We start from the raw sequence: 12,434 nt of genomic DNA on the forward strand, positions 1-12,434 counted from the left end.
GCCAGGCAGCGGGCTCCTGGTCGGGCACGGAGGCAGCGAGCACGGCGTCCGCGCGCGATGGCTGCCCGGTAGTCGGCGAAGACCTCCTCGGTGCTCGTCCCCTCGGGTGCGTACCAGTTGCCTCCGCGCCTGTCGCGAGTTGTCCGGCGGCGCTGGACGCGGGCGATCTTGAAGCTCTCTTGGGTTGGCTCAAGCGCGGTCGACGAGATCCCGTCGATCATCACGATCGATCGGGATCTTCGTCGTTTTCGGGTCGGTTCGAGACTGCTCGCAGTGGTGGACGACGACGGTCCCGTCAGCGCGCCGAGATGGCGGTGCGGGCGGCCAGGAAAGCGGCGACGGGGTCGGCTGTGGCGGGGGCGCAAGGCCACCATTCGGCGGCGGTGCCATGGCCTTCTCGGATGTAGGGATGCCAGCGGTTGTCGGGACCGAGGCGGATCTGGATGTCGTCGTCGTCGGCGGTGAGGCGGTTGCGCCACACGCGCAGCCGCAGGGCGCCGTCGGTGTCGTGCGTGGCGTCGGGGTCGGCGAGGGCGGTGCGGGCGGCGGCCATGGCGGCGGGGTCCGGAGTGAGCGGTGCGCGGGCGGTGGCGATGCCGGCCGGTCCGCCGTGGCGCAGGGCACGGACCAGGCGGGCGAAGTCGAGCGGAGGCACACCTGTGGCAAGGACGAGCCGATGGAACCAGTCCTCGCTGACACGGGTCGCGGCGAGGCGTACGGCGTCCTCGACGGGGGCGTTGGTGAGTGAGGTGGTGTGCCCGGCGGCGAGGCCGCGGGCCCGCTGAGCGGTGTCGCGGGTGAGTGCTTGGAGGTCGTCGAGGGTGAAGGGGGCGCCGGGTGGGGGAGCGGTGGTGAGTGGGGAGGGGGCTGCCTCTGATTCCCTGGGCGTGCCTGCGGTGGTCTCGGGGGCGGGCAGGGCGAAGGTGCCGTTCCAGGAGGCGAACGCGTCGCGGGCCGACACGCCCTGGCCGCGGGGTGTCTCGCTGTTTTCGGTCGCGGTGGCGGTGAGGGTCTGGCGGCGGGTGCGCAGTTCGGTGAGGACGGCGTCCTTGGTGCGGCCGCGGAGGGTGAAGAGCCAGAAGGGATCGTCGTCGAGGTGAGCGGCGGTGGCGTAGCACAAGGCGGCGGCGTGCTTGCAGGGGTAGCCCCAGTCGGGGCAGGAGCATTCGGGGTCGAGTTCGCTCGCCTCGGGCAGGAGAGGAACGCCGGCGGTGCGGGCGTCGGCGACGAGGTCGGCGGGCATCTCGCCGTCGAGCAGGGCGGCGGTGCGGCCGGCCTGGGCGGCGATGGCGTCGAGGAGGGTGTCCCACTGGGTGTCGGTGAGGACGCGTAGGTGCACGGCGGCGTCGTAGGGCCAGGGGGTGCTGCCCTCGACCTTGGCGCGCAGCAGGCCGGGGACGGCGGTGACCGGGCCGACCATGCCCTTGCGCGCGTAGGTGCGGCCGCGGGAAAGGCGGCCGGCGTCGAGGGTGGAGGCCTCCAGGGCGTCCACCCAGGCCTGGCCCCACCAGGTGGCGGCGAAGGCGCGGGTGCCGGTGCGGGGGGCCTTGCGTGCGGGGGTCATGCCTCGAACTCCTTGGAGAGCGCGACGAGTTCGGTGAGTTCGGCGTCGGAGAGTTCGGTCAGGGAGGCCTCGCCGGAGGCGATGACCTGGTCCGCGAGGGCGCGTTTGGCGCCGAGCAGGCGGGCCACCTTGTCCTCGACGGTGCCCTGGGTGATGAGCCGGTGCACCTGGACGGGGCGGCCTTGGCCGATGCGGTAGGCGCGGTCGGTGGCCTGGTCCTCGACAGCCGGGTTCCACCAGCGGTCGTAGTGGATCACGTGGGTGGCGCGGGTGAGGTTGAGGCCGGTGCCGGCAGCCTTCAGGGAGAGCAGGAAGACGGGGAAGTCGCCCTGCTGGAAGGCGGCGACCATCTCCTCGCGCCGGGGGACGGGGGTGGCGCCGTGCAGGTAGCGGGCGCGGACGCCGCGGTCGGCGAAGTGCCGCTCCAGAAGGCGGCCCATCTGCGTGTACTGGGTGAAGACCAGGGCGCCCTCGCCTTCGGCGACCACCGTGTCGAGCAGTTCGTCGAGGAGGTCCAGCTTGCCGGAGCGGCTGGGCAGGGGTCCGGTCTCGCGCAGGTAGTGGGCGGGGTGGTTGCAGATTTGCTTGAGCGCGGTGAGGAGTTTGAGTACCAGGCCGCGGCGGGCGATGCCGTCCGCCTTCTCGATGAGGGCCATGGTCTCGCGGACCTGCGCCTCGTACAGGGCGGCCTGCTCGCGGGTGAGCGTGATGGGGTGGTCGGTCTCGGTCTTGGCCGGGAGCTCGGGGGCGATGCCGGGGTCCGACTTGCGGCGGCGCAGCAGGAACGGGCGGGTCAGGCGGGTGAGTTGCCCGGCGGCCTGCTGGGCCGCTACGGCGGTTTCCTCGTCTGTGTCGGTGCCGAGCGCGCCGCGTTCGATGGCTTTCGCGAAGCGGTCGCGGAAGGCCGGCAGCGGGCCGAGGAGGCCGGGGGTGGTCCAGTCGAGCAGTGCCCACAGCTCGGAGAGGTTGTTCTCCACCGGGGTGCCGGTGAGCGCGACGCGGGCGCGGGCGGGCAGGGCACGCAGCTCGCGGGCGGTGGTGGAGTAGGGGTTCTTGACGTGCTGGGCCTCGTCGGCGGCGACGAGTGACCACTTGACTGCGGCGAGCCGCTCCCGGTCGCGGCGCAGCACCCCGTAGGTGACCAGGACGAGTTCGTGACCGGCGAGGTGGTCGAGGGTGCGTTCGCCGCCGTGGTAGCGGCGCACCGGGACGCCGGGGGTGAAGCGGGCGGCCTCGCGCTGCCAGTTGCCGAGGAGTGAGGCCGGGCAGGCCACGAGGGTGGGCCCCGCAGTGTCGGGATGTTCCTGGCGGTGCAGGTGGAGGGCGAGCAGGGTGATCGTCTTGCCGAGGCCCATGTCGTCGGCGAGGATCCCGCCGAGGGTGAGACGGGTCATGTCCGCCAGCCAGGCCAGGCCGCGCTGCTGGTAGCCGCGCAGGGTGGCGGTCAGGCCCTCCGGCACCTGGACGGGGGCACGGGCCTCGGGGTCGCGCAACCGGTCGACCAGCTCGCCGAACGCGCCGGCCGCCTCCACCGTGACGCGCTCGCCGTCCCATTCCACTTCTCCGGTCAGCACCGCCTGGAGAGCGTCGAGCGGGGCGAGTTCGCGGGTGCGCTGCCGCTTGAGGCGGGCCACCAGCTTCGGGTCGGCGACGACCCACTGGTCGCGGAGTTTGACCAGCGGGCGGCGGGCCTCGGCGAGCAGATCGAGTTCGGCCTCGGTGAGCTTCTCGCCGCCGAGCGCGACATGCCAGGAGAAGTCGAGCAGGGCGTCGCGGCCCAGCAGGGTGTCCACACTCGCGCCGGGAGCGCCGGCCGCCCCGATCTCCGCCCGCGCCTCAAGCGCCTTGACCAGCTCCCGCGGCCAGTGCACGCGCACACCCGCCGTGCGTAGCGCGTCGGTGGCATCCCCCAGCAGTTCCATGGCCTCCTCGTCGTCGAGCCGGAGCGCGCTGGGGGCGGCCTCGGCCAGCAGGCGGGTCAGCGGCTGCCAGGCGCGGGCGGCGCGGCGCAGCGCGAGCAGTGCCTCGGCCTCGGCGCGCGGGCCGAGCAGGCGCTGCGCGCGGTGTGGGTCGGCCCACATGTCGGCGGCGTCCAGGACCAGGGACGCATCGGCCGCAGTGCGCAACTGCAGCACGGCCTGGAAAGAGCGGCGCCGCCCGGCCGGAGGTTCCACCCTCAGTTCCACGCTGACCTGCGCGGCCCGCTCGGCGGCGGCCTCGGCCGCCCACTGGGCCAGGCGCGGGTGCAGGGCGGTGGCGCGGTCGGCGTACGGGTTGCCGGGCACGGCCCAGCCGGCGGCCGGGGTACGCGGTAGAGCGTCGGCGAGTGCATCGCAGAACTCCCGTACCAGGGCGGCCGGTTCGGCGATGCGCGGCGTCCCGTCGCCGGTTCGGGGCGCGGGGAGGTTGTGGGCGTACGGGGGCAGAGCGGCGGCCAGCGCGTCCAGGTCCCGCTTGCCGCGCGTGCCGGGCGGCCCGAAGCGCCAGGTGGTGTAGGTGTCGCTGGTCAGCGCCGGATACAGGCGCCCCTCGCCGAGCAGTTGAAGGGCGCGGTGGGCGACGGCCGCCCATGCGGCGAGCGACGGATGGACGCCGGAGGCGGGCAGGTCGAGCAGGAGCGCGAGCGTGTCGCCGGGGGAGAGCGCGCATCCTTCGAGGGTGCGGGTGCGTACCCCGCCGCCGTGCGGCAGGACCAGTGACAGGCGGACTTGCTCGACCGCCTCGGGTGCTGCGGCCCGGGCGGGCGCGCGGCGGGCGCCGGCGGCGGGCTGATAGAGCACCAGACGGCCGAGCCGGGCCGGCAGTCCCGGCTCGGCCGGGGTGAACACGGCGGCCCAGCCGCCGGCGGCGAGGTGCTCGCGTGCCCAGGCGACGGCGGAGGGATCGGCAAGGGGCGAGGTCTGGGCGTCGATCTCTCTGACGAGCAGGCTCACGTGGTGCTCCTCGCGGTGCGTGCGGTGTTCCGGTCGGCCGGGGTGGAGACGGCGGTCGTGCCACCGATGGTGAGGTGCTCGCGTGCCCGGACGGCGGCAGCGGGGTCCGCGAGCGGTACACCCCCGGCGTCGATCTTGCCGAGGAGCAGGCTCATGTGGTGCTCCCCGCCTTGAACGCGGCCTTCCGCAGCCGCTTGGCCAGGGCCTTGTCGACGGGCTTGGCGGCGTCGGCCAGTGCACCGAGCACCTCGCCGGCGTGCGGATGGCCGGCGCGCCACAGGTCGTCCGCGTGCTCGGCCACCTGGTCGAGCGGGCGCGGCCTCTGCCCCGCCAACAGCCGCTCGCGCAGCGCCTGTTCACCGCGGCGGGCGAACGGCAGCGCACCGTCCACCAGCATCCACTCCAAGCCCCACGCGGCCTGTCCGTCGGCGGGCTCGCCGATCCGGCGCAGCATCGACGCCGCCGCGTGCGAGCAACCGGTGACCTGCGCGACGGCCGCCTTACGCAGCACCGCCTTCGCCCGCCCGGCCTCGTCCGCCTCCAGCACGGCCGCCAGAACCCGCGGGGCCTCAAGTCGGCGCAACGCGTCGGCCGGCTCCGTACCGGCGCAGGCGTCCACCACCTGCACCGCCGCGTCCGCCGCGGAGCGTCCCGCCAGCCAGCCCGCCAACTCCGCCGCCGCATCCACCTCGCTCGGATACGAGGGGAGCGCGGCCAGCAGCTCGCGGGCGTCCGCCCCGGCGAGCGAACCGATTACCGGCGCCGGGATGCCCGCCCCTGCCAGCAGCGTGCGCAGGCCGGAGCGGCCCAGCGGGGTGAGCCGGAAGCGGCCGACCTGCAGCGGGTCGCGCCCACCGCCGTCGAGAAGCACAGCGAGGGCGTCGTCTGCCAAAGCCCGGTCGTCTTCGCGCTCGGCGGCGCCGAACAGCTCCAGCGTTCCGGCGATGTCGTCATATTGCTCGGCGAGGAGCGCCGACACCAGCTGCTGGGCCGGCCGCCCAGGCAGCCCCTCCAAGCCGCCAGTCAGGTAATCCGCTACGTCCAGCCACTCCCCGTCGGGCAGCCCGTACGCCGCAAGCAGCATCAAGAACACCACTGGCGGCGCCTCCTCGATCAGCGCCCGCAGCGGTGTCAACTCGCCCAGTGGCCCCTCCAGCACGGGAAAGGTGAGGGAGAGCTCGACCGCTGCGCCCGCAACCGCCCCCTGCCAGGCGGCCAACAGCGCCGCGTCGTCGCCCTCCTCCGGCACCTCGTCGCCGACGTACGCACGGTTGCCCTCCACCTCGACGAAGCCGCAGTTCAGCGCCCATTCCCAGGGCAGGTCCACCAGCTCCATGTCGCCCGCGCTGCGGATCCTCGCCAACCGTGCGACACGTTCCTTCGGATCGCCCCATTCCTCAGGGGCGATGCGCCACAACTCGGCGTCCTCCACGGCCTGCCGGGCGAGCTTCGGCCGCAGCAACCCCTTTGGGGTCAGCTCCCGGCCACCGCCGCACCAGTGACCCAGCCGCACCGCTGCCATGAAGACGGGCGTCTCGCGCACCGCGCGGGCCAACTCCGACTCGACGGGCAGCCGTACGGCCGGCAGCCGCACGTCCGCGGCGTCGAAGAGGTCGGACAGCGACTCCTCCTCAGCCGACCTGTCGCCGACATCACCGGGCAGAGGATGCAGGTCGCCGCATCCGCAGAGGTACATCCCCGTAGGTACGCCCCGCGCGCTCCGTTCGCTGCGCCCCGCCCGCCGCGTGCCTGCCGCCCGCCTCAGCCGGACCTCAGCGAGTGCCCGGGTGACCCCGGCCGGGCCGAAGGCTGCCGGGTCGAAGTCCTCCTCGTACAGGCCGGCCAGCACTTCGTCGTGCAGCCCGTCGTACTCCACCGACTCCTCACCGCCGTGCCGGATGAGCGTGGGACGTGGGCGCTCCCCCGCCTCGTACCGCTGCAGCAGCTCCGCCAGACTCCACACGCCGCCGACGTCCTCGGCGGCGGGCATGGCGCGTCGCCCGCCCGTGCACAGCGCAAACTCCCCCTCGCCCTGCCCGGCGGGGCGTACCTCCTCCACCGTGATCCGGTGCAACCAGTCGTCGCCGAAGTCGTAGGTGTAGTCCATGCGGTCGCCGGTGCGCGGCAGGACGTCCGCGAGGGCAGCCTTCGCCTCGTCGAAGGCCGGGACGCCGAAGTCGTCCGGCGGGGCATACCGCCCGCCCGAGGGATCCTCGAAGGCGTGCAGGTGCATGTCCTGCCAGCCGAACGCCACTTGGATCACGTCATGCAGCGAGCCCAGCGAAACGTCCGAGGGCACCACAATGCGTCGCCACACCGGCGGCTTCATCCCCTCCAGCTGGACCTTCAGCTGGTGGACGGAGGACGTGTGCTTGCCGGAGCTGGGCTGGGCAGTCATGAGCTGAGGGCTTCCCACTTGTCGTAGGCATACGCGCAGCAGCGCGCCGCGCGCCCGCCGCCATACGCCGAATGGCTGACGGCGGCCATTCTCGCAGCCGCGAACCGCCGGACTAGCCGCTCGACGGAATCCCACCCGGCTGACTTGCGTGCGGGCCGCATCTTGTGCTTCGGCCTGCCGTGCCGCAGGGCGTCCCGCTGTGCGGCAAGGAGAGCGTGCGGCAATCGGCATCGGCAGGACGACGTGCCAGTGCCCGCCTTGGCCGGGTTCCGCGCGATGACGGACCGTCGAGAGCACGCTCTTGGCCACGGCGACCGGCGCCGCGATTGCTCTGCTCGGGCAGTATCTGAGCAAACACAGTGATACACGTGCCAAGAGCGTAGAGAGCTGCTCATGGAAGCGTGCGGCCACGTCGCGACATCCCGCAGCACGTGATCAAGTACGTTCGGCGACCCATGCCCCGCAGATGCGCGAGGGCTATGGGTCGTGATCAGGCGAGTGGCGAATGCGGCCAAGTCCTCAGGAGTGTGCGGACCGGCTGTCGAATCGTCCAACGGGGTGCGTGCGCAGGCGTGCCGCTGCGCGTACGGGGGTGCCGGCCTCTGGGGCGGGCGGCGCGGCAGGTGTGCTCCGGGCCGGCTGACTTGCGCTCAGAACAGCATGGCCAGGTCGCCCGGCCGCACCCGGGCGGTGACGGGCAGGACGGCCTCGACCTCCCCGTCGGCGCCGTAGGGCACAGGCCGGTCGGCCTCGATGTGGATCTCCCTGCCCCGCAGGACGACGACTTCGGGCCGTTCGACGTGGGCGCCGGTCTTGAGTTCGTTCATCAGGGTGAAGAACAGGCGGCGGGGGGCCTCCCGGATCATGACGACGTCCAGCAGGCCGTCGTCCACACGGGCGGTCGGGGCGACGATGCGCCCGGAGCCGTAGTAGCCGGAGTTGGCGGCCACGACGGTGTACCCGCGGTGCAGGTGCTCCTGCCCGTCGACGGTGACTCGGTAGGACGCCGGGCGCCAACCGGCGACGGCGCGCAGCCCGCCGGCATAGTAAGAGGCGGCCCCACGCAGTACGCGCGACTGGTTGGCATGCCGGTTGGCGAGCGCGTCGACGCCCGCGTACACGCTGCCCAGCACGATGGTGCGGGGGTGCACCGCCGACTCGACCTCGATGGTGTCCACGCGCCGCGGCTTGCTGTCGAGCAGGACACGGGCCAGGCCGGCCCCGTCGGTGGGCAGTTGGAGAGCCCGGGCGAAGTCGTTGCCGCGGCCCGCGGGCACCAGGCCCAGTACGGCGTCCGTACCGCTGAGAGCGCCGCCTATGCCCCCGGCCATGCCGTCGCCGCCGACGGCGAGTACGACCCGGCCCTGCTCCCCGGCCCGGCGTGCCAGCTCCTGGGCGTGGACGAGGCTGCGGCTGTACTCGGTGTCCAGCCCCGCTCCGGCCTCCCGCAGCAGACGGGCGACCTGGAGCAGCGCCGCCGCTCCGGCTGAGTCGCCCGCAGTGGGATTGACGACGGCGGTGAACTGTCGCATCGGTGTGCCTCCGGGCGGTGACGGTGGGACGGAGCTGGGGCGGCCCCTGGTGCGGGGCCGGAGTCTGACGGCGGACCGGCGGCCGGACGGCAACCGGGGGTCTGCGCGGGGGAGTCAGTCCACGGGCAGCAGCACCCCGGGATTGAGAAGGCCGTCGGGGTCCAGCCGCCGCTTGACGGCGCGCAGGGCCTCGACACCCAGCGGCCCGGCCTCCCGCACGTACCAGTCGCGGTGATCGGTGCCCACTCCGTGGTGGTGGCTGATCGTACCGCCCGCGTTCAGGACGGCCTCGTTGGCTGCCGTCTTGGCCGGTGCCCAGTGGGCCACGGCGTCCTCGCCCTGTGCGCTGACCACGGTGAAGTACAGCGAGGCGCCGTTCTCGTACACGTGCGAGATGTGGCACATCACGAGGGGCGGGGTGCCTGCCTCGGTGAGGGTGTCGGTCAGCGCGGTTCGCACGGCCGCGTAGAGCTCGGGAACACGCGACCAGAAGGTCGCCGTCTCCAGGGTCTCGGCGAAGGCGCCGGCGTCGAGCAGGGAGTCCCGCAGGTACGGTGCCGCATAGCGGCCGTGTGCCCAGCGTTCGCCGGGCTCCGCTCCCAGGAAGGTGCCTCCGGCGGCGCGCAGCACCGCGGCGGCCCGCTCGCGGCGGCTCGCCGTTTCCTCCTCGGTCCCCTCGTATCCGGCGATCGCCGTGCATCCGGCGTTCGTCGGCATCTCGGACGAACCGATGGCGTCGGGCTGGGCGAGACCGATGAAGGTCTCTGTCTCGTCGGACAGCCGTAGCACCGTAGGACGCGGGCCGTCCTGGGCGAGCCGGCGCAGGGCGGTGGCGCCTTGCTCGAAGGAGGCGAAGCGCCACCCTTCGTAGATACGGGTCTGCGGCAGGGGCCTGACGCGTACCGTGACGGCGGTGATGACACCGAAGGCTCCCTCGGAGCCGAGGATCAGCTGCCGCAGATCGGGGCCGGCCGCCGAGCGCGGCGCGCGTCCCGCATTCAGGGTGCCTTCGGGGGTCGCGACGGTGAGGCCGAGGACCATCTCGTCGAAGCGGCCGTATCCGGCGGAGGCCTGTCCGCTGGAACGGGCGGCTGCGAATCCGCCGATCGTCGCCCACTCGTAGGACTGGGGGAAGTGCCCGAGGGTGAACCCGTGCTCGGCCAGGAGCGCCTCCGCGTCGGGTGCGCGAAGGCCCGGCTGGAGGGTGGCGGTCCGTGAGACGGGGTCGACGTCGAGCAGGGCGTTCATACGGCGCAGGTCCAGGGCGACGAAGGTGCGGCGCTCGGGGGCGAGGCCGCCGACGACGGACGTACCGCCTCCGAACGGGACGACCGCGAGGCCGTGTTCGGCGCACACCCGCAGCACGGCGAGGACCTCGCTGTGGGTGGCGGGCAGGACGACGGCCGCTGGGGCGTCCACGACGTCTCCGGCACGGATCTTCAACAGGTCGGGCGTCGACTTGCCGCGCGTGTGCCTGATCCGGCTCTCCGCGTCGGTGTTCACGTGGGCCTCGCCGCCGACGGCCTCCGCCAGCGCGCGCAGGCCGGCGGCGTCCAACGGGGGCTGGGGAAGGGAGATCTCCTCGAGAGCGTGCGTGTCGGTGTCCCGCGGCTTGACGCCGAGCAGGTCCCGCAGCAGAGCGGTCACCGAGTCGGGCAGCGGTGCCGCCTTGGCGGGGTCGCCCCAGCCACTCCACAGCATGTCCATGAACGGTTTGTCCTCATCGGTCGGTTGGCGACGCGCCGTCTCCCGCACGGCCGCACAGGGCGTTACACTGTTACACATGGCGCCTATTCGTCACAACCACTCGGACACCGACCCCGTCCTCGACGCCGCACGCGACTGCGTGCTGGCGTTCGGCGTTCGGCGCACCACCCTCACCGACGTCGCCCGCCGCGCCGGCGTCTCGCGGATGACGCTCTACCGCCGCTGGCCCGACGTGCGGTCACTGGTCGGCGACCTGATGACGCGTGAATGGATCGACGTGGCGAGCCGCGCCATGCCGCAGCGCCGGCCCGGCCGGGACATGCGCGGCCTGATCGTGGACGGTCTCGTGGCCGGAGTCGCGGCGTTCCGGGCCCACCCGCTCTTCCGCAAGATCATCGATGTCGACCCCGAACTCCTGCTGACCTACGTCCTGGACCGCCGGGGAGCCAGCCAGGAAGCCCTGCTGAGCCTGCTCGTCGACGCACTGAAGGAGGGCCACGCCGACGGGTCGGTGCGGCGGACACACACAGGCCGGCAGGCCCGCGCGGTACTGCTCGTGGTGCAGTCCTTCACCCTGTCGCTGCGGACCATGACCGACGAGGACGACCCCGAACTCACCAGCTCCGCCTTCCTCGACGAACTGCGCACGCTTCTGGAGAGGACCCTGACCCCATGAGCCCCATCAGCAGTCCGTCCGGCTCGGCCGCCCCCGCCTCCGGATCGTCTCTCTCCGCCGCCCGCCGGCGCCGCGAACTGACCGAGGCCGTCGACGCCGACGTGGTGGACGTCCTGGTCGTCGGGCTCGGCGCCACCGGCTCCGGGGTCGCGCTGGACGCCGCCGCGCGCGGCCTCAGCGTCGTCGCTGTCGACGCCCACGACCTCGCTTTCGGCACATCGCGCTGGAGTTCCAAACTCATCCACGGCGGACTGCGCTACCTGGCTTCGGGGCAGTTCGACGTAGCCCACGAAAGCGCTGTCGAACGCGGTGTCCTCATGGAACGCACCGCCCCTCACCTGGTGCGCGCCCAGCCCTTCGTCCTGCCCCTGACGCCTTCGGTGTCACGAGGTCAGGCGTCCCTGGCCTGGGCCGGCTTCCGGGCCGGGGACGCCCTGCGCCTGGCGGCCCGCACCTCTCGTGCCACCCTGCCCGCGCCGCGCCGCCTCTCCGCCGTCGAAGCCCACCACTTGACACCGTCCGTACGCCCCGGCGGCCTGCGCGGCGGCCTGCTGTCCTGGGACGGCCGGGTGACCGACGACGCCCGTCTGGTCACCGCGCTCGCCCGCAGCGCAGCCGCCCACGGCGCGAAGATCCTCACCAGGGTCAGGGCCCTTGAGCTCAGCGGGACCACCGCCCGCGTCCGCGACGAACTCACCGGAGAACAAGGCGACATCAGGGCCCGCGCGGTGATCAACGCATCCGGCGTATGGGCGGGCGACCTGGTCGAGGGCATCCGCATCCGCCCCTCGCGCGGCACCCATCTGGTCCTGCGCGCCGACCTGCTCGGACCGCTGCCCGCAGGCCTGCACATTCCGATTCCAGGGGAGACCAATCGATTCGTCCTGGTGCTGCCGCAGGACGACGGCCGCGTGTACGTCGGCCTGACCGACGAGCCCGTCGACGGTGACATACCAGACGTGCCCGAGGTACCCGAGTCGGACATCGGCTTTCTGCTGGACGTCCTGGGCTCCGCCCTCCACACACCGGTGAGGCGCCACGACGTCGTGGGCGCCTTCGCGGGACTGCGCCCCCTGCTGGACACCGTGCCGACACGGCCGGCGGACACCACTCGTACCTCCGACATCTCGCGCCGGCACGCCGTCCTCACCTCCGGCGAAGGGGTGGTCACCGTCGTCGGAGGGAAACTCACCACCTATCGGCGCATGGCACAGGACGCCGTCGACGCGGCGGTCGAGGCCCGCGGCCTGCGCGCCGGTGGCTCGACCACCGCGTCCCTGCCCCTGGTCGGAGCCGCCGCCCCGCACCGGCTGGGCGCGCTCGCGGCACCCGGCCACCTGGTCCGCCGCTACGGCACCGAGGCTCCCGCCGTGCACGCTCTGGGCACCCGCGATCCCCACCTGAACGAGCCCGTGGTGCCGGGGAACCCCGTCACACGTGGAGCCCTGCTGTGGGCCGCCCTGCACGAGGGCGCCCTGGACGAGGCCGATCTCCTGGACCGGCGTACCCGCATCGGGCTCGTGCCGCAGGACCGGGCGGCGGCCGTGGCGGCGGCCCGGGAGGCACTCGACGCGGCCGCCGCTCAGCCTGCTTGAAACGCCCCAGCGGACGGCGCGGAGCGGCA

At 73.2% G+C, this 12,434-nt stretch carries 8 protein-coding genes; 2 read left to right on the plus strand and 6 right to left on the minus strand.

The window, feature by feature from the left end:
- Positions 1-295: 295 nt before the first annotated feature.
- The 6 genes from ABT114_RS29425 to ABT114_RS29450 form a co-directional block, all read right to left on the minus strand.
- Positions 296-1,564, minus strand: a complete 1,269-nt coding sequence (locus ABT114_RS29425; protein WP_351145899.1) for an SWIM zinc finger family protein — start codon at positions 1,562-1,564, stop codon at positions 296-298.
- On the minus strand, positions 1,561-4,497 hold the full coding sequence (locus tag ABT114_RS29430; protein ID WP_351145900.1) for an SCO1167/SCO6262 family helicase: 2,937 nt from the start codon (positions 4,495-4,497) through the stop codon (positions 1,561-1,563). Before ABT114_RS29430 ends, ABT114_RS29425 begins: the two co-directional genes overlap by 4 nt.
- Complete coding sequence (locus tag ABT114_RS29435) at positions 4,494-4,652, minus strand: hypothetical protein (RefSeq protein WP_351145901.1); 159 nt, start codon at positions 4,650-4,652, stop codon at positions 4,494-4,496. The genes ABT114_RS29430 and ABT114_RS29435 overlap by 4 nt, the downstream gene beginning before the upstream one ends.
- Positions 4,649-6,895 (minus strand): IS1096 element passenger TnpR family protein, encoded by a 2,247-nt coding sequence (locus tag ABT114_RS29440; protein WP_351145902.1) that lies wholly within the window; start codon positions 6,893-6,895, stop codon positions 4,649-4,651. The genes ABT114_RS29435 and ABT114_RS29440 overlap by 4 nt, the downstream gene beginning before the upstream one ends.
- A 650-nt stretch (positions 6,896-7,545) precedes the next feature.
- A complete protein-coding gene (locus tag ABT114_RS29445; protein ID WP_351145903.1) occupies positions 7,546-8,427 on the minus strand; it encodes a YegS/Rv2252/BmrU family lipid kinase in 882 nt (293 codons plus the stop codon).
- A 114-nt stretch (positions 8,428-8,541) separates the two neighbouring features.
- Positions 8,542-10,134, minus strand: coding sequence for an FAD-binding oxidoreductase (locus ABT114_RS29450; RefSeq protein WP_351145904.1), 1,593 nt, complete (start codon positions 10,132-10,134; stop codon positions 8,542-8,544).
- A 76-nt stretch (positions 10,135-10,210) separates the two neighbouring features.
- On the opposite strand from ABT114_RS29450, the gene ABT114_RS29455 reads away from it, so the two are divergent.
- Positions 10,211-10,810 carry a TetR/AcrR family transcriptional regulator gene (locus tag ABT114_RS29455; protein ID WP_351145905.1) on the plus strand — a complete coding sequence of 200 codons (600 nt, stop codon included), beginning with the start codon at positions 10,211-10,213 and terminating at the stop codon, positions 10,808-10,810.
- Complete coding sequence (locus ABT114_RS29460) at positions 10,807-12,405, plus strand: glycerol-3-phosphate dehydrogenase/oxidase (protein ID WP_351145906.1); 1,599 nt, start codon at positions 10,807-10,809, stop codon at positions 12,403-12,405. Before ABT114_RS29455 ends, ABT114_RS29460 begins: the two co-directional genes overlap by 4 nt.
- The last annotated feature ends 29 nt before the right edge of the window (positions 12,406-12,434 follow it).

It is taken from the genome of Streptomyces sp. NPDC002088 (genome assembly GCF_040296605.1).
GTDB lineage: Bacteria > Actinomycetota > Actinomycetes > Streptomycetales > Streptomycetaceae > Streptomyces.

Coding starts and splice junctions, on each gene's coding strand:
- ABT114_RS29425 (WP_351145899.1), bottom strand. CDS start 1,564: ATGACCCCCGCACGCAAGGCCCCCCGCACCGGCACCCGCGCCTTCGCC.
- ABT114_RS29440 (WP_351145902.1), bottom strand. CDS start 6,895: ATGACTGCCCAGCCCAGCTCCGGCAAGCACACGTCCTCCGTCCACCAG.
- ABT114_RS29460 (WP_351145906.1), top strand. CDS start 10,807: ATGAGCCCCATCAGCAGTCCGTCCGGCTCGGCCGCCCCCGCCTCCGGA.
- ABT114_RS29450 (WP_351145904.1), bottom strand. CDS start 10,134: ATGGACATGCTGTGGAGTGGCTGGGGCGACCCCGCCAAGGCGGCACCG.
- ABT114_RS29435 (WP_351145901.1), bottom strand. CDS start 4,652: ATGAGCCTGCTCCTCGGCAAGATCGACGCCGGGGGTGTACCGCTCGCG.
- ABT114_RS29455 (WP_351145905.1), top strand. CDS start 10,211: ATGGCGCCTATTCGTCACAACCACTCGGACACCGACCCCGTCCTCGAC.
- ABT114_RS29445 (WP_351145903.1), bottom strand. CDS start 8,427: ATGCGACAGTTCACCGCCGTCGTCAATCCCACTGCGGGCGACTCAGCC.